We start from the raw sequence: 15,910 nt of genomic DNA, 5'->3' as shown, positions 1-15,910 counted from the left end.
GGCATCAGGGGCAGGAAGCGACCTGCATTGAGATAGGATAAGATGTTATTTTGACATTCAATATTCTTTAAGTTGTGTTTCAGCCTTGTGGCGACAGTGTGAACCATTGGTTAGGCTGTCTTGCCTTGCGCGCCGGGCTGGTGTCTTTGGACCCAAGCGGAACGGAGGGCTCATGCGGCAGGCGGAAGAGGTGACATTCGGCGGCTCGGGGCTTGACCGGGCGGACGATATTCGCGGCGATGACGGCGCGATTGCAACGGCGCTGGCCGAAGGGCGGGCGCGCGCGGTGGTGCTCTGGCGCGGCAAGCCGCTTCTGGCCGGACCGGCGCTCGATGCGCTGGTCACGCTCGCCCCGGATCACCCCGTTCTGAAGCGCTACAAGGTGCCGCCCGTTCTGCTCGGGCGCGCGGCGGGCGGCGATCTTGTCCTCGCGCATGACATCTCGGCCTGGGTGCCGCCGGGGCTTGAACCCGATCAGCTCGATACCTTCCTCGACGCCTCGGAACAGGCACATCCCGACCTGCCCGAGGGGGCGGTCTTCGCCGAGTTGCGGCGCGTGATGAGCACGCTTAGCCCGCGCGATGCGGAACTGGCCGCGACCGCCAAGGCGGTGTTCGGCTGGCACGAGAGCCACCGCCATTGCGCGCGTTGCGGCGCGAAAAGCCGGATGATCCGGGCGGGCTGGCAACGGGCCTGCGATGCCTGCGGCGCGCAGCATTTCCCGCGCACCGATCCGGTCGTGATCATGCTGATCACCCATGGCAATGCGGTGCTGATGGGACGCTCTCCGGGCTGGCCCGAGGGGATGTATTCGCTGCTTGCGGGTTTCGTCGAGCCGGGCGAGACCGTAGAGGCCGCCGTGCGCCGCGAGGTCCGGGAAGAGGCGGGTGTGCGCGTCGGAGAGGTCCGCTATCTGGCAAGCCAGCCCTGGCCGTTTCCCGCCAGCCTGATGCTCGGCTGCCGTGGCGAGGCGCTGAGTGATGCGATCACCATCGACCCGAAAGAGATAGAGGCCGCGCGCTGGATGAGCCGTGAGGAAATCCTTGCCGCCTTTGCCGGGGAACATCCCGAGGTTCTGCCCGCGCGCAAGGGGGCCGTGGCGCATTTCCTGCTCAGGAACTGGCTTGCCGACCGGCTCGATTGAGGCGAGAGTGGCACCGGGCAGGATCAGCGGCAAAACGGGACGAGTAATGGAGTTCACCAGCAAGGAAGACATCGAGGCACCGATCGAGCATGTCTTTGCCGAGATAACGGATTTCACGCGGTTCGAGCGGGCGGCGTTGCGCCGGGGCGCGGATGTGCAGCGCACGGACAGCCTGAAAGCGCCGGGCGTCGGCATGAGCTGGCGCGCGACGTTCAAGCTGCGCGGGCGGATGCGCGATCTGGCCGTGCGGCTTGCGGATTACGACCCCCCGAACGGGATCAAGGTGGCGGCCGAGGCGACGACGCTGGAGGGACGCATGACGGTGGGCCTCATCGCCTTGTCGCGCGCGCGCACACGGCTCACGGTCGATCTGACGCTAGAGCCTCGCACGTTCGCCGGACGGCTTATCGTGCAATCGCTCAAGCTGGCCCGCGGGAACATGTCCAAACGCTTTCGCCTGAGGGTGGCGGAATACGCGATGGACGTGGAAGAGCGCTACAAGCGCGCGTCCTGAGCGCCGTGGGCGCAAGCCGGGTGTGATGCGGCTGGGGGTATGCGGTGAGGGGCTGGTTGGAGTCCAAAGTGGACGGTCAGCAACTACACGATTACGATCGCTATTGATACAGAAGAAGATGGAAATTTATCTGGCTATAGAGTAAATGTTCGGAAACATGGAAACGAATGGTCGGAGATAGCAAGCCTTGTCTGAAAAGAAGTTTGAAGCTGGCCATTGCCCAAAATGCGGATCTGAACGTGCAGATGTAGTCGCAGAACATAAGGAAGAATATCACGAATGTGATTTTGATGCGGAGACTTATTTTCGCGTCTTGGAATGTCGTGGTTGTGGCCAACACTATTTCAAATCAGTGAGTTCGAACTCTGAGGATTGCCGATATTACTTCGATGAGGAACGTAGAAAAGATGTGCAAGAATACATCGAAACTATTCACTATTGGCCGCCTGCGGCAAAGCGGCGACCGCCGGAATGGGTCAGCGATATTGGTTTTGAAGATCGAGTTCTTGCTTCATTATTCGGTGACGTATATACAGCACTAAGTAACAATTTGGCAGTTCTGTCTGCAATAGGAATGCGAACGGTTTTTGATCGTGCCTCAGAGCTTCTCGGAATCGACCCGGAAAAGACATTCAAACAAAAACTTAACGACTTAAAGGTTATGGGTCACATTACTGAGAAGGAAGTCAAGGTTTTAACTGCGCTTATTGACGCAGGCAGTGCCGCAGCACATCGAGGATGGCAGCCGAAGCCCAAGCAGCTTGATAATATGATCACGATCCTTGAGGCATTCCTTCATCGCGCTTTTTTACTCGAGGAAATTGGTGCTGAACTTGACCAAGGAGTTCCCAAACGTAGTCCGAAAAAGTCAAAGACGAAAATTCAATAGTGCTGGACCGTCTTCGCAAATCGAGCGAGCTACCGCCTCCCCCTGCACCCGCCGCCAACCCCCCGCATACCAACCAATATCCACCACCCATACACACCCGGCCAGCCCCCGGATGTTCCGGCCACGCGCGGCAACAGTCCGTCAGCCTTCGCCGTGGCGTCGCGGATCGGCCGGGTAGACGCCCAGAATGGTCACGTCCGAGGTGAAGTAATCCAGCTCATCGAGCGCGCGCGCGACGGCCGCGTCGTCGGGGTGCCCCTCGATATCGGCGTAGAACTGCGTCGCGGTGAACGAGCCGTTCACCATATAGCTTTCCAGCTTGGTCATGTTGACGCCATTGGTGGCAAAGCCGCCAAGCGCCTTGTAGAGCGCGGCGGGGATGTTGCGCACCTGAAAGACGAAGGTGGTCATCATCCCGTCCTCGCCGCGCGGGGTGAAATCCGGCTCTGGGGCCATGACGAGGAACCGGGTGGTATTGGTGCCCTCGTCCTCGATATGGCGGGCGATGACGTCGAGGCCGTAAATCTCGCCGGCCAGTTCACTGGCCAGCGCGGCCATCTCGGGGCGGCCCTCTTCGGCCACGTGGCGCGCGGATCCGGCAGTGTCGGCACCGGTGACGCGGTGGATGCCGTGGCGCCCGAGAAAGGCGCGGCACTGACCAAGAAGCATGGTGTGGCTCATCGCGCTCTCGATCTGGTCGAGGCGCACGCCGGGCAGGGCCAGGAGGTTGATATGCACCCGCACGAACGCCTCGCCGACGATATGCAGCCCGGAATGGGGCAGCAGATGGTGAATGTCGGCCACCCTGCCGAACGTGGAATTCTCGATGGGCAGCATGGCAAGCTCTGCGGCGCCGTCGCGAACCGCCGCGATGGCATCCTCGAAGGTGCGGCAGGGAAGAACCTCCATGCCGGGAAAGGTCTCGTGGCAGGCCTGATGGGAATAGGCCCCCGGCTCTCCCTGAAAGGCGATGCGCTTGGTCATGGTGATTTCCGTGCAATTCTGGCCCGGTCGGGCGTTTGGTCGCGGAAACTACACCTTGCGCGGCGGTAGGGGAAGCGGATAGATACGCGCCCAAGCGACAGAGCAAACGGAAGCGAGCCAATGTTCGACACGATGACACTGACCAAGGCCACGGGTGCGCTATGCGGTTCCTTGCTGGTCTTTCTTCTGGGCGGCTGGGTAGCAGAGTCCCTTTATGCGACGGGCGGCGGCCATGGCGATGAGCGCGTCCAAGGCTTCGTGATTGATACCGGTGCCGATGATGCGACAGATGTCGTGGCCGAGGCCGGACCGAGCTTTGCCGAGCTTTTCGCCGCCGCCGATATGGCCAATGGCGAAAAAGTGTTCCGCAACTGCGCCGCCTGTCACGCGCTTGAAAAGGGTGAGAACAAGGCTGGTCCGTATCTTTATGGCGTCGTCGGGCGCGATGTTGGCGTGGCCGAAGGCTTTGGGGCCTATTCCGGTGCCTTGACGGCTGTGGTCGATGTCTGGACGCCCGAGGCGCTCAATGCCTTCCTGGAGAACCCCAAGGGCTATGCGCCGGGCACGTCGATGGGCTATGCCGGTCTGCGCAAGGCCCAGGACCGTGCCGACCTGATCGCCTTCCTCGATCAGACCGACGGCACCACCTACGAGATGCCCGCCGCCGCAACGGCCCCGGCAGAAGAAGCCCCCGCCGAGCCCGCGGCGACCGAAGAAGCGCCCGCCGAGGAAGAGGCCGCAGTTGAGGCCCCCGCGGAAGAGGCCGTCGCCGAGGCCGCACCCGAAGCGGCCGCACCTGCGGCGACCGAGGAGGCAGCCGCCGCAGAGGCCGCACCCGAGGCGACCGAGGAAGCTGCCGCAGAACCCGCACCCGAGGCGACGCAAGAACCTGCCGCCGAAGCCTCGACCGCCAATGACTTTGCCGCGCTTGTCGCCGCCGCCGACCTGGCCGAGGGTGAAAAGCTCTTTCGCCGCTGCGCTGCCTGCCATGCCGTCGAGGCGGGCAAGAACAAGGCCGGACCGTCGCTCTTCGGGATCGTGGGCCGTGATATCGCCTCGGCAGACGGGTTCAGCTATTCCGATGCGCTCGCGGGGCTGGAGGGGGAATGGACCCTCGACAAGCTCAGCGCCTGGATCGAGAATCCGCGCGCCTATGCGCCGGGCAACCGGATGGGCTTTCCGGGGCTGAAGGACGAGCGCGACCGCGCCAACCTGATCGGGTATCTGCAAAGCGTCGGCAACTGAGCCGATATGCCGATGTCAAGAGGCCGCTGTCCGCGAGGACGGCGGCCTTTGCGTGTCATGACTCCTTCCGCGCTTGAACAACAGGCCTGCCCCGCCTAGCTTGCCCTGCAAGGCGCGGCCAACGCGCGCTATCCGACAGGAGGACGAGATGAGCCAACCGCCGCACGCCGGATTTCCCATGAGCCGCCGCACTGCCCTCTCGGGCATGGGGGCGCTTCTGGCCGGGAGCGCGCTGCCGGTGATCCTGCCGGGTCAGGCACGGGCCAGCGACGAGGAGATCATCCGCGCGCATGGCTATTCCTTTTTCGGCGACCTCAAGTATCCCGCCGATTACGCGCATTTCGACTATGTGAATCCCGACGCGCCCAAGGGCGGCGAAATCTCGCTCTATGCGCCCGGCACGTTCGATTCGATGAACCCCTATTCGCGCAAGGGCCGCGCCGGGCGGCTGTCGTGGATGGTCTATGAGAGCCTTCTGGGCGGATCCGAGGCCACCGGGGAGCCGCTGCCGGGGGACCGCTACAACGAGGGATACGGCCTTCTCGCCGAGAGCCTTGAATACAATCGCGGCAAGACATGGGTGATCTTTCACATGCGCCCCGAGGCGCGGTTTGCCGATGGCACGCCCGTGACCGCGCAGGACGTCGTGTTCTCGCACAACCTGTTTCTGGATCAGGGGCTGCGATCCTATGCCGAGGCGGTCCGGCGGCGGGTGATCGGGGCCGAGGCGCTCGACGATCACGAGGTCAGGTTCGAGTTTGCGGAAGGGATCTCGCGCCGGTCGCTCATAGATCAGGTCGGCGGCACGCCGGTGTTTCCGCGCGCGTGGTATGAGGCCACGGGCGCGCGGCTCGATGAGCCACGGCTGGAGGCGGCGCCGGGCTCGGGCCCCTATCAGGTCAAGAGCTATGACGTGAACCGCAATATCGTTTACGCGCGCAATCCCGATTACTGGGGGTGGCACCTGCCGATCAATGTGGGGCGGCATAATTTCGATACGATCCGGATCGAGTATTTCGCCGATGACAACGCCGCTTTTGAAGCGTTCAAGGCGGGCATCTACACCTTCCGCCCCGAGGGCAATTCCAAAACCTGGGCCACCGGCTATGACTTTCCCGCCGTGCGGCAGGGGCATGTCGTGCGGGCCGAATTGCCCGACGGGCTGCCGCCGACGCCGTCGGGATTCGTCTTTAACCTCGGTCGCGAGGTGCTCAAGGACAAGCGGGTGCGGCAGGCGATTGCGCTTGGCTTCAATTTCGAGTGGACCAACCAGTCGCTGCAATACGGCCTGTTCCGGCAGCGCCATTCCTTCGTGCAGGACACGCCCTTGCAGGCCGAGGGACTGCCCAAGGGTGACGAATTGGCAATGCTGAAATCGCTGGGCGATCTGGTGCCGCAAGAGATGCTGAGCGAACCGGCGGTGATGGCGCATAGCTCCAATCCCGACCGGCTCAACGACCGGCGCAACCTGCGCCGGGCCATGCAGCTTCTCGATGAGGCGGGCTGGGCCGTGGGCGGGGACGGCAAGCGGCGCAATGCCGCCGGAGAGGTGCTGACCATCGAGATCCCGATTTCCGCCTCCGGATCGGCCACCATGTCCGCAGTGGTGGAAAGCTTCGTGTCGAACCTCGCGTTGATGGGGATCGATGCGAAATTCGACAAGATCGACGCCGCGCAATACACCGCCCGCGAGCGCGACCGCGATTACGACATCATCTTTGACAGCTACGTGGCCTTCCTTGAGGCGGGCACCGGGCTGCATCAGCGTTACGGCAGTCAGGAGGCGGCGTTCAGCCTCTTCAATCCGGCGGGGCTGGCAAGCCCGCTGGTGGATACGCTCATTGACCGCGCGCTCGAATCGACGACGCTTGAGGCGCAGAACGTGGCGCTTATGGCGCTTGACCGGGCCTTGAGGCACGAGTTCTTCATGATCCCGACCTGGTATCTCGATCGCTCCTGGGTGGCCTATTGGGACATGTATGAGCGCCCCGACTCCTTGCCGCCCTATGCCTCCGGCGTGCTCGATTTCTGGTGGTATAACGCGGAGAAGGCTGCCGCGCTCAAGGCTGCGGGCGCGCTGTGAGGCGGGTTGTGATCGGGGAGAGCCACTGAGATGGGGGCCTATATCCTGCGGCGTCTGGCGCTGATCATTCCGACGCTTCTGGGCATCATGGTGATCAATTTCGCGCTGGTGCAGTTCGTCCCCGGCGGCCCCGTCGAGCAGATGATCGCCAATATGCAGGGGCAGGGCAATGTCTTCGAGAGTTTTGCCGGGTCGGGCTCGGATACCGGGCAGGACCTGATCGGCGCGGCGGGCGGCAATGACCGCTATCTGGGCGCGCGCGGCCTGCCGCCCGAACTCATCAAGGAGCTGGAAGAGCAATTCGGCCTCGACAAGCCACCGCTCGAGCGGTTTTTCAACATGATGTGGAACTACATGCGTCTCGATTTTGGCGAGAGCTATTTCCGCAAGATAAACGTGCTCGATCTGGTGCTGGAAAAGATGCCGGTCAGTATCACGCTGGGGCTTTGGTCCACGCTCATCGCCTATATCGTGTCGATTCCCTTGGGCGTGGGCAAGGCGGTGCGGGATGGGACAAAGTTCGACACCTGGACCTCCGGCGTGATCATCGTGGCCTATGCGATCCCGGCGTTTCTCTTCGCGATCATGCTCCTGGTGCTCTTCGCGGGGGGCAGCTATTTCCAGATTTTCCCGCTGCGCGGCCTCACCTCGGATAATTTCAGCGACCTGAGCCTTCTGGGCAAGATCGGCGATTACGCCTGGCACATCACCCTGCCGGTCATCGCCTCCACGATCTCGGCCTTTGCCACGCTGACGCTGCTCACGAAGAACAGCTTTCTCGACGAGATCAAGAAACACTATGTCATGACCGCCCGCGCCAAGGGTCTGTCGGAGCGCCGTGTGCTTTACGGGCATGTCTTCCGCAACGCCATGCTGATCGTGATCGCGGGGTTTCCGGCGGTGTTCATCGGGGTGTTCTTCGGTGGCTCCGTGCTGATCGAGACGATTTTCAGCCTCGACGGGCTGGGGCGGCTGGGCTTCGAGGCGGCGGTAAGCCGGGATTATCCGGTGATGTTCGGCACGCTGTTCCTGTTCGGGCTGATCGGCCTCGTGGTCGGCATCCTGTCGGATCTGATGTATGTGCTGGTCGATCCGCGCATCGACTTCGAGAAGCGGGAGGGCTGAGGATGGGTCGCGCATCATGGGGGCGCTGCCCCCGCCGCGCCTTTGGCGCGACCCCCCCGGGATATTTCAGGCCAGAAGAAGGAGGGGCGCGGTGATCCGTCTCTCGCCGCTGGGCCAGCGCCGCTGGCGCAATTTCCGGCGCAACCGGCGCGCCTTCTGGTCGTTGATCCTCTTTTCGATGATCTTCACGGTGACGCTCTTTGCCGAGTTCGTGGCCAATGACAAGCCGATCCTCGTGCAGTATCGCGGCGACTTCTACATGCCGATTTTCCGTTTCTACCCCGAGACGGCGTTTGGCGGCGATTTCGAGACCGAGGCGATTTATCGTGATCCGGAAGTGCGCTGCCTGATCGCCACGGGCGGGCTCGAGCCCTGCCTTGATGATCCCGAGGGTGTGATGGCTGAGGCCGAAAGCGGGGTGGTGGCGGGCCAAGAGGTGATGCGCGGCTGGGCGATCTGGCCGCCCATTCCCTACAGCTATACCACCACGGTGGACCGGCCCGGTGCGGCACCGCTGCCGCCCAATGCGCAGAACTGGCTGGGCACGGATGACACCAAGCGCGATGTGCTGGCACGGGTGATCTATGGCTTTCGCCTGTCGGTGATGTTCACGCTGATCGTGACGCTTCTGTCATCGGTGATCGGGATTTTCGCGGGTGCGGTGCAGGGCTATTTCGGGGGGCGCACCGATCTGATTTTCCAGCGCATCATCGAGATCTGGTCCTCTACGCCGCAGCTTTATGTCATCATCATCCTGTTTGCGATCCTGCCGCGAAGTTTCTGGCTTCTGGTGGTGATCACCGTGCTTTTTGGCTGGATGGCGCTGGTGGGCGTGGTGCGGGCCGAGTTCCTGCGCGCGCGCAATCTCGAATATGTGCGCGCGGCCAAGGCGCTGGGGGTGGGCAACATCACGATCATGTTCCGCCACATGCTGCCCAATGCGATGGTGGCGACGCTGACGATGCTGCCTTTCGTGATCACCGGCACGATTTCGCTGCTGGCCGGTCTGGATTTCCTGGGCTTCGGGTTGCCTTCTTCAGCGCCAAGCCTGGGCGAGTTGACGCTTCAGGCCAAGCAGAACCTGCAAGCGCCGTGGCTGGCCTTTACCGCCTTCTTCGCCTTTGCCATCATGCTGTCGCTCCTGGTCTTCATCTTCGAGGGCGTGCGCGACGCGTTTGACCCCAGAAAGACCTTTCAATGAGCGTGCTCGAGGTGCGCGATCTGCGCGTGAGTTTCCGGCAGGACGGGCAGGTGATCCCGGCAGTGAAGGGGGTCAGCTTCAGCGTGGACCGGGGCGAGACGGTGGCGCTGGTCGGCGAATCTGGCTCGGGCAAGTCGGTCACGGCGCTGTCCACGGTGTCGCTGCTGGGCTCCTCGGCCGAGGTGTCGGGCAGCGTGACCTATGCCGGGCGCGAGATGATCGGTGCGAATGAGCGGCATCTGCGGCAGGTGCGCGGCAACGATATCAGCTTCATCTTTCAGGAGCCGATGACCAGCCTCAACCCGCTGCACACGCTGGAAAAGCAGTTGCGCGAGAGCCTTGAGTTGCACCAGGGGCTGACCGGCGAGGCGGCGCGCGGGCGGATCATCGAGTTGCTCGAACGGGTGGGCATCCGCGAGGCGGAGAGCCGTCTCGGGGCCTATCCGCATCAGCTCTCGGGCGGGCAGCGGCAGCGGGTGATGATCGCCATGGCGCTGGCCAACAAGCCCGATATTCTCATTGCCGATGAGCCGACCACCGCGCTCGATGTCACCATTCAGGCGCAGATCCTGGAGCTTCTGGCGGAGTTGAAGCGCGCGGAGGGCATGGGCCTTCTCTTCATCACCCATGATCTGGGCATCGTGCAGCGCATTGCCGACCGGGTCTGCGTCATGAAGGATGGCGAGATCGTGGAGGCGGGGCCTGTGGCGGAGGTGTTTGCCGCGCCAAAGCACCCCTATACCCGCAAATTGCTGGGCGCGCGCGCCACGGGCGGGCCGGCACCGGTGCCCGAGGGCGCGCCGGTGGTGGCCGAGACGCGCGACCTGCGGGTGTGGTTCCCGATCCAGAAAGGTCTCCTGAAACGCACGGTGGGGCATGTGAAGGCCGTCAATGCCGCCACGCTGACGGTGCGGGCGGGCGAGACGCTGGGCATCGTGGGCGAGAGCGGGTCGGGCAAGACCACGCTGGCGCTGGCGATCATGCGGCTCATTGCCTCGGAGGGTGCGATCCGCTTCGCGGGTGAGGATGTGCATGGCTGGTCCACGCGGGAATTGCGGCGGCGGCGGGCCGAGATGCAGATCGTCTTTCAGGATCCGTTCGGCAGCCTTTCCCCCCGCATGACCGCCGCGCAGATCATCGCCGAGGGGTTGGGCGTGCATGGCAATCCCGGCGGGCGACCCGAGCGCGATCTGGTGGGCGAGGTAATGGATGAGGTGGGCCTCGACCCCGCGATGATGGACCGCTACCCGCACGAGTTTTCCGGCGGGCAGCGGCAGCGCATCGCCATCGCGCGCGCCATGATCCTGCGCCCCAGACTGGTGGTGCTGGATGAGCCGACAAGCGCGCTCGACATGACCGTGCAGGTGCAGATCGTGGACCTTCTGCGCGCGCTCCAGCAGAAATACGGTCTGGCCTATCTGTTCATCAGCCATGACTTGCACGTTGTGCGTGCCATGAGTCACCGGGTTCTGGTGATGAAGGGCGGTGACGTGATCGAGGCGGGGGAGGCGGACGCGCTCTTTACCGCACCGCAGACGGAGTATGCGCGCACATTGCTGGCGGCGGCACTGGATCGGCGACAGGGGTGAGGCGCGCGGCTTTCGCTGGCGCGTGGGTCGGTGCGGCGCTAGGGTCGCGCCCGTGACCGAGACCGCGCTGACATATTCCCCCGATCAGGCCGAGGCCCATGACCGCATCGCAGAGGCGCTGCGCGGTGTGGGCGTGGATATCGAGGGTGGCACGCTGATGCCCCCCGACGAGGGGCGGCGCGCGGTGCTGGCCGTGCTGGGCAAGGCCGGGTCGGGCAAGACGCTGCTTCTGGCGGCGCTCACCCGCGCGCTGGAGGAGGCGGGCGTCGAGACCATTTCCGGCGATTGGGAGGGGCGGCGACGGCGGGAGCGGCGCACGCTGGCCATTCTGGCACCCACCAACAAGGCGGCAAGCGTCCTGCGGATGCGCGGCGTGCCCGCCACCACCATCCACCGTATCCTTTACACCCCCGTCTATCACCCCGAATACGAAAAGATCGCCGAATGGCTGGCGGGTCAGGGCGAGAAACCGGTGATCGAGGGGCTGACCGATCTGGCGCTCGACCGGGCGCTGGCGTTTTATCAGGCGCAGAAATCCATCCCCGGCGCGCTGGCGGCGGCGGGCCTGCGCGGGTCGGATTTCATCACCGGCTGGAAACGCCGCGAAGAGCCGCTCGATATCGGCCTTGTCGATGAGGCGAGCATGCTCGATGCGCAGCAATTCGAGGACCTGCAGGAGATTTTCCCGACCCTGATCCTCTTTGGCGACCCGGCACAATTGCCGCCTGTCAAGTCCACGGGCGGCATGGTGTTCGAGAGCCTGCCCGCGCCCGCGCGGCTGGAACTCAGCCGCATCCACCGGCAGGAGGCGGGCAATCCGATCCTCGATCTGGCGCACGCGCTGGCCGATCCGGCGCTGGATTTCTACAGTTTCGAGCAGATGATCGAAGAGGCGGCGCGCCGCGACGAGCGGGTGAGATGGGCCGAGCGCGTCGAGGTGGACCTGATGGCGCGCTCGCCCGTCCTTGTCTGGCGCAACGCCACGCGCATACGCCTCATCAATGCCTTTCGGGCGGTGCACGAGGCCCCCGAGGCCGCATTGCTGCCCGGCGAGCCGCTGGTTTGCGACGGGATCGAACTGCCCTTGAAACACCGCAAGAAGCGGCTGGATCTGGAGGCGCGCGGCCTGATCAAGGGGGCGCAGGTGGTCTATCTCGGCCCCGGCAAGCGCGCGGGGTTCTCGCGGCTCCATATCATCGGGGCAGAGGAGCCGCGCCTTTCGGCGGCCTCCATCGTCAAGATCGAGAAGCCCGACGAGCAAGAGCCGTTCATCCCCTTCGCCGCCAATATGGGGGCAGTCTTTCTGCACGGTGCGGCGGTGACGATCCACAAGGCGCAAGGCAGCCAATGGCCCGATGTGCAGGTGTTCGGGCCTGACATCCAGGTGGCGGCGCGCATGGGTCGTTCGGAGGCGGGGCAGCCGCTCTGGAAGCGGCTGGCCTATGTGGCGATCACGCGGGCCGAGGAGCGGCTCTACTGGGTGGTGCGCAACCGGCTCTCGAAACCCTCCGCGCCGCTTTCGGTCGCGGATTTGGAGGTGCCGAGCGCACCGTTGAAGCTGGAGGCAGAGGAATGAAAAGCATTCTCATCACCGGGGCGAGTGCCGGGATCGGGGCCGCCTGCGCGCGCGCATTTCTGGGGGCGGGCTGGCGCGTGGGGCTGATGGCGCGGCGCGCGGACGCGCTGGCGGCGGTGACACAGGGCCATGCGGGAGCCGTGATCCTGCAAGGTGACGTGACATCGCCCGAAGACGTGACGCGGTGTTTTCAGGATTTTGTCGCGCAGGCGGGCCGTCTCGACGTGCTTTTCAACAACGCAGGTGCCTTCGGGCGCGCGGCCCCCATCGACGAGCTGGGCTATGACGAATGGCGGCAGGTGGTCGATGTGAACCTGCACGGCATGTTTCTCTGCGCGCAGGCGGCGTTTGCGCAGATGCGGCGGCAGGTGCCCAAGGGCGGGCGGATCATCAACAACGGCTCGATCTCGGCCCATGCGCCGCGCGAAGGCTCGGTTGCCTATACAACAACGAAACACGCCATCACCGGGCTGACCAAGACGCTCAGCCTCGACGGGCGCGCCTTTGACATCGCCTGCGGGCAGATCGACATCGGCAATGCGCGCACCGAGCTCCTGGAGGGAATCATCGCCGCCAATCCCGCCGCCCCGCCGCCCACGATGGACGTCGACCATGTCGGGCGCGCGGTGCTCTCCATGGCCGAATTGCCGCTTGAGGCCAATGTGCAGTTCATGACGCTGATGGCCACCAAGATGCCCTATATCGGGCGGGGGTGAGGGGGGCGTGCCAACTGCGGCGCAAAACCCGGCCAAGGGGCAGCCCGAGCGCAGGCCATGCACATATGATATCGGGCCGGATCAGGTCGGGGGTTCGCCTCACGCGCGCGGCTCTGCGATTATGGGCGATTATGGCTTGTGCGGCACCCCCGTGCCGATCATCGAATCCCGCGTGACCAGTGCGGCCAGTTGCGCCTCGTCCATGCCCTCGGTCCCCTCGGGGCGCGCGGGCAGCACGATATAGCGCATGTCGGCGGTGCTGTCATGGACGCGCACGGTCACGTCATCGGGCAAGTCCAGGCCGAACTCGCGCAAGACGCTGCGCGGCTCGCGCACCGCGCGGCTGCGATAGGCGCGGGTCTTGTACCAGTCGGGCGGCAGGCCCAGCAGGTTGCGCGGATAGCATGAACAAAGCGTGCAAACGATGAGGTTATGGGTATTGGCGGTATTCTCCACCGCGATCAGGTTGAGCGGGCCGATATCGAACCCCATCTCGCGGCTCGCCTCTGACGCATCGGCCAGAAGCCGTGCCTTGAAATCAGGATCGACCCAGGCCCGTGCCACCACCGCCGCGCCGTTGGCGGGGCTGCGCGCATCCATCGCCTCGATTTGCGCGGCGATCTCGGCAGGGGTGAGGTGGCCCTTTTCCACCATGAGTTCGCGCACCGCGATCTCCATCCGCTGCCAATAGCTGAGCGGGCCGTCATTGTCGCCGCGATAGGGATGGCCCGAGGGACTCATCCCGTCATGGTGGAAATGATCGTGATCGTGGTCGTGATGATCATGGGGCATGGCTGTCCACCCTCTCGAGCCAGTGGCCGTAGATCTCGGCATCAAGCGTGTCGGCGGGGACCTCTGCCGCGTCGCCCCAGATTTCGGCCATGGTAAAGCGCACACGGTAAAGCGGTTTTTCCTCGGCGGGCACTCCATAGGCAAGCTGTTCGGGATTGGCGAATGCGCCAAGGGGCCGTTCGATCACCCCCAGCTTGCCGCGCAGATACCACGGCGCACGCACATGGCCCGGCGGCGTCAGCGCCTTCACCCGCACGCGCTCAGCCATCTGCCTGCGCCTCGCCATAGCTCTCGCCGCGCCGTGCCACCTCGTCCATGCGGGCGGCCAGCTCTTCAAGGCTATAGGCCCCGGCCTCCAGCAGGTTCTGGTTCACCGCGGCGATCCAACGCTCGTAATAGCTCATCTTCTCGAACGCCTCCTCGCCCATGTCTTCCAGCGCGCGGCGCAGCCCGTCCACGGTAAAGAGGCCCTTTTGCCCGCAGAGCACCATCAGCGCATCCACACGCTTTTCCCAGAGCGCGAAATCGTGCCCCTCCATCGGCACGAGGCCCGCCGCCTGTCCGCCCATGTCGTGCCAGCGCCTGCCATCCCAATCGCTCATGGCGCTGATGCTAGGCCCGCCCGCGCCCCCTGTCCAGCCCGCACGAAAGTCTTGACGCCCGCCCGCGACATGGTAGCAGGGGATCAGGCCGGGCCTGTAGCTCAATTGGTCAGAGCAGGGCGCTCATAACGCCTTGGTTGGGGGTTCGAGTCCCTCCGGGCCTACCAAATCCCATTTATTTACCCCCTTTTTTCAGAGACTTGGGGGAATTAGTGGTGAACCTGTTAGGAAGGTTCACCACGGTTTGTTCCCCGTTTGGACGCGCCATCAGCTTTCCCATGGCAGAGTCGGCCAGACCTTCGCGGAAAGCGTCCTGAGTGTATCTCTGGACTTCTGCCAGCGTCTTGTGGCCGGTAACCGCGCCGATCTCATGAGGGGTTGCGCTTGCTTCTGCCAAGCGCCGCGCACATGCCTTTCGCAGGCCATGAGAGGTGCAGAGGCTTAAATTTGCCGCGTCGCACCAGTTGCGCATTGCATTGCCAAGGCCATTCGGCGAGCGGGGCTTGCCATAAACCGTAGCCAGAAATGGCCTGTCGTCGGGCAGATCGGCCAGCACTTCGGCTAGATCGGGATGGATGATGATACTCACCGGCATGTCTGACGTCAGCACCCATGGGACAGTTTAGGCATATTGCGGAACGGAGGGTTTCCGGCTCATCGTAGCCTTCATGGAGCGAAGATGAGCAAGAAACCCGTGACAACGAAAGCCGAGGCCGAGAAGGTCGTCAAAGATATCCGCCGCGCAACCCGCAAGATTCACAGCGCGGAAGAGAAGATCCGCATTGTTCTGGCTGGCCTTCGCGGTGAGGACAGCATCGCAGAGCTGTGCCGCCGGGAGGGGATCGCCCAGAGCCTGTATTACAGCTGGTCGAAGGAATTTCTCGAAGCGGGAAAGAAACGCCTGGCAGGTGATACGATGCGTCAGGCTACCAGCACTGAGGTCAAGGATCTACGTGCCGAGTCTCTGGCCCTCAAGGAGGTGGTCGCTGACCTGACCCTTGAGAACCGGGTCCTCAAAAAAAACATGAGCGGGGTTGGGGGCGACCGCGAATGAGATACCCGGCATCCGAGAAGCTCGAGATCATTCGCATCGTTGAGCAATCGCACCTTCCGGTCCGTCGAACGCTGACCCGGATCGGGATTCCACCGACGACCTTCTACCGCTGGTATGATCGCTACGTCGAGCACGGCCCGGAGGGGCTGGAAGACCGCCCATCACGGCCGTCCAGGGTCTGGAACCGTATCCCGGACCCTGTGCGTGAGCAGATTGTAGATTTGGCGCTCAACGAGCCGGACTTGTCCCCGCGGGAGCTGGCCGTCCGCTTCACCGACACAAAAAGGTATTTTGTGTCAGAAGCTTCCGTGTATCGACTGCTCAAGTCATATGACCTGATCACCAGCCCGGCTTATGTGGTGGTCAAAGCAGCAGACGAGTTCAGGGATAAGACGA

Annotated in this window: 15 protein-coding genes, 1 tRNA gene and 1 pseudogene; 12 read left to right on the top strand and 5 right to left on the bottom strand. The window is 63.8% G+C overall.

Annotation, left to right across the window (positions count from 1 at the left end; translation table 11 throughout):
• The first annotated feature begins 172 nt into the window (after positions 1–172).
• From nudC to ABIE57_RS17615, 3 genes are all read left to right on the top strand, one after another.
• Positions 173–1,144, top strand: a complete 972-nt coding sequence (nudC, locus tag ABIE57_RS17625; RefSeq protein WP_354540343.1) for an NAD(+) diphosphatase — start codon at positions 173–175, stop codon at positions 1,142–1,144.
• 46 nt (positions 1,145–1,190) lie between these two features.
• Positions 1,191–1,658 (top strand): SRPBCC family protein, encoded by a 468-nt coding sequence (locus ABIE57_RS17620; protein ID WP_354540342.1) that lies wholly within the window; start codon positions 1,191–1,193, stop codon positions 1,656–1,658.
• A 187-nt stretch (positions 1,659–1,845) separates the two neighbouring features.
• Positions 1,846–2,547, top strand: a complete 702-nt coding sequence (locus ABIE57_RS17615; protein ID WP_354540341.1) for a DUF4145 domain-containing protein — start codon at positions 1,846–1,848, stop codon at positions 2,545–2,547.
• 141 nt (positions 2,548–2,688) lie between these two features.
• Here the strand turns inward: ABIE57_RS17615 and ABIE57_RS17610 are convergent, their stop codons facing one another.
• Positions 2,689–3,531: a prephenate dehydratase gene (locus tag ABIE57_RS17610; RefSeq protein WP_354540340.1), complete on the bottom strand. Its 843-nt coding sequence runs from the start codon at positions 3,529–3,531 to the stop codon at positions 2,689–2,691.
• A gap of 120 nt (positions 3,532–3,651) precedes the next feature.
• Here ABIE57_RS17610 and ABIE57_RS17605 point away from each other — a divergent pair, with 120 nt between their 5' ends.
• The 7 genes from ABIE57_RS17605 (at position 3,652) to ABIE57_RS17575 (ending at position 13,066) form a co-directional block, all read left to right on the top strand.
• Complete coding sequence (locus ABIE57_RS17605) at positions 3,652–4,776, top strand: c-type cytochrome (protein WP_354540339.1); 1,125 nt, start codon at positions 3,652–3,654, stop codon at positions 4,774–4,776.
• A gap of 148 nt (positions 4,777–4,924) precedes the next feature.
• Positions 4,925–6,859: an extracellular solute-binding protein gene (locus tag ABIE57_RS17600; RefSeq protein ID WP_454283779.1), complete on the top strand. Its 1,935-nt coding sequence runs from the start codon at positions 4,925–4,927 to the stop codon at positions 6,857–6,859.
• A 30-nt stretch (positions 6,860–6,889) separates the two neighbouring features.
• Positions 6,890–7,984, top strand: coding sequence for a microcin C ABC transporter permease YejB (locus ABIE57_RS17595; protein WP_354540338.1), 1,095 nt, complete (start codon positions 6,890–6,892; stop codon positions 7,982–7,984).
• Positions 7,985–8,078: 94 nt separating this feature from the next.
• A complete protein-coding gene (locus tag ABIE57_RS17590) occupies positions 8,079–9,185 on the top strand; it encodes an ABC transporter permease (RefSeq protein ID WP_354540372.1) in 1,107 nt (368 codons plus the stop codon).
• Positions 9,182–10,774 (top strand): ABC transporter ATP-binding protein, encoded by a 1,593-nt coding sequence (locus ABIE57_RS17585; RefSeq protein ID WP_354540337.1) that lies wholly within the window; start codon positions 9,182–9,184, stop codon positions 10,772–10,774. Before ABIE57_RS17590 ends, ABIE57_RS17585 begins: the two co-directional genes overlap by 4 nt.
• 52 nt (positions 10,775–10,826) lie before the next feature.
• The gene (locus tag ABIE57_RS17580) at positions 10,827–12,350 is read left to right on the top strand and encodes an AAA family ATPase (RefSeq protein ID WP_354540336.1); all 1,524 of its coding nucleotides are present in this window, start codon (positions 10,827–10,829) and stop codon (positions 12,348–12,350) included.
• Positions 12,347–13,066, top strand: coding sequence for an SDR family oxidoreductase (locus ABIE57_RS17575; protein WP_354540335.1), 720 nt, complete (start codon positions 12,347–12,349; stop codon positions 13,064–13,066). Before ABIE57_RS17580 ends, ABIE57_RS17575 begins: the two co-directional genes overlap by 4 nt.
• Before the next feature lie 129 nt (positions 13,067–13,195).
• Here ABIE57_RS17575 and nthA read toward each other — a convergent pair whose 3' ends face one another.
• The 3 genes from nthA to ABIE57_RS17560 are packed head-to-tail and all read right to left on the bottom strand — an operon-like array spanning position 13,196 to position 14,460.
• The gene (nthA, locus tag ABIE57_RS17570; protein ID WP_354540334.1) at positions 13,196–13,858 is read right to left on the bottom strand and encodes a nitrile hydratase subunit alpha; all 663 of its coding nucleotides are present in this window, start codon (positions 13,856–13,858) and stop codon (positions 13,196–13,198) included.
• A complete protein-coding gene (locus ABIE57_RS17565; protein WP_354540333.1) occupies positions 13,848–14,126 on the bottom strand; it encodes an SH3-like domain-containing protein in 279 nt (92 codons plus the stop codon). The genes nthA and ABIE57_RS17565 overlap by 11 nt, the downstream gene beginning before the upstream one ends.
• Complete coding sequence (locus tag ABIE57_RS17560; protein ID WP_354540332.1) at positions 14,119–14,460, bottom strand: ScnB-like protein; 342 nt, start codon at positions 14,458–14,460, stop codon at positions 14,119–14,121. The genes ABIE57_RS17565 and ABIE57_RS17560 overlap by 8 nt, the downstream gene beginning before the upstream one ends.
• 90 nt (positions 14,461–14,550) lie before the next feature.
• On the opposite strand from ABIE57_RS17560, the gene ABIE57_RS17555 reads away from it, so the two are divergent.
• Positions 14,551–14,627, top strand: a tRNA-Ile gene (locus ABIE57_RS17555).
• An 8-nt stretch (positions 14,628–14,635) separates the two neighbouring features.
• On the opposite strand, the gene ABIE57_RS17550 is transcribed toward ABIE57_RS17555, so the two are convergent.
• Positions 14,636–15,055 (bottom strand): tyrosine-type recombinase/integrase, encoded by a 420-nt coding sequence (locus tag ABIE57_RS17550; protein ID WP_354540331.1) that lies wholly within the window; start codon positions 15,053–15,055, stop codon positions 14,636–14,638.
• Between the two features lie 84 nt (positions 15,056–15,139).
• Between ABIE57_RS17550 and ABIE57_RS17545 the strand changes: the two are divergent.
• A pseudogene (locus ABIE57_RS17545) lies at positions 15,140–15,910 on the top strand (helix-turn-helix domain-containing protein); the annotation flags it as partial.

It is taken from the genome of Roseovarius sp. MBR-6, from assembly GCF_040547525.1.
In the GTDB taxonomy this organism is placed as follows: Bacteria; Pseudomonadota; Alphaproteobacteria; order Rhodobacterales; family Rhodobacteraceae; genus Roseovarius.
Note: the sequence above shows the minus strand (reverse complement) of the source record. Positions and strands in the feature narration are given on the sequence as shown.

Excerpts from the sequence above, each read along its gene's own strand:
- ABIE57_RS17600 (WP_454283779.1), top strand. The coding sequence starts at position 4,925 with ATGAGCCAACCGCCGCACGCCGGATTTCCCATGAGCCGCCGCACTGCC.
- ABIE57_RS17575 (WP_354540335.1), top strand. The coding sequence starts at position 12,347 with ATGAAAAGCATTCTCATCACCGGGGCGAGTGCCGGGATCGGGGCCGCC.
- ABIE57_RS17565 (WP_354540333.1), bottom strand. The coding sequence starts at position 14,126 with ATGGCTGAGCGCGTGCGGGTGAAGGCGCTGACGCCGCCGGGCCATGTG.
- ABIE57_RS17560 (WP_354540332.1), bottom strand. The coding sequence starts at position 14,460 with ATGAGCGATTGGGATGGCAGGCGCTGGCACGACATGGGCGGACAGGCG.
- ABIE57_RS17550 (WP_354540331.1), bottom strand. The coding sequence starts at position 15,055 with ATGCCGGTGAGTATCATCATCCATCCCGATCTAGCCGAAGTGCTGGCC.
- ABIE57_RS17605 (WP_354540339.1), top strand. The coding sequence starts at position 3,652 with ATGTTCGACACGATGACACTGACCAAGGCCACGGGTGCGCTATGCGGT.
- ABIE57_RS17585 (WP_354540337.1), top strand. The coding sequence starts at position 9,182 with ATGAGCGTGCTCGAGGTGCGCGATCTGCGCGTGAGTTTCCGGCAGGAC.
- ABIE57_RS17595 (WP_354540338.1), top strand. The coding sequence starts at position 6,890 with ATGGGGGCCTATATCCTGCGGCGTCTGGCGCTGATCATTCCGACGCTT.
- nudC (WP_354540343.1), top strand. The coding sequence starts at position 173 with ATGCGGCAGGCGGAAGAGGTGACATTCGGCGGCTCGGGGCTTGACCGG.
- ABIE57_RS17610 (WP_354540340.1), bottom strand. The coding sequence starts at position 3,531 with ATGACCAAGCGCATCGCCTTTCAGGGAGAGCCGGGGGCCTATTCCCAT.
- nthA (WP_354540334.1), bottom strand. The coding sequence starts at position 13,858 with ATGCCCCATGATCATCACGACCACGATCACGATCATTTCCACCATGAC.
- ABIE57_RS17620 (WP_354540342.1), top strand. The coding sequence starts at position 1,191 with ATGGAGTTCACCAGCAAGGAAGACATCGAGGCACCGATCGAGCATGTC.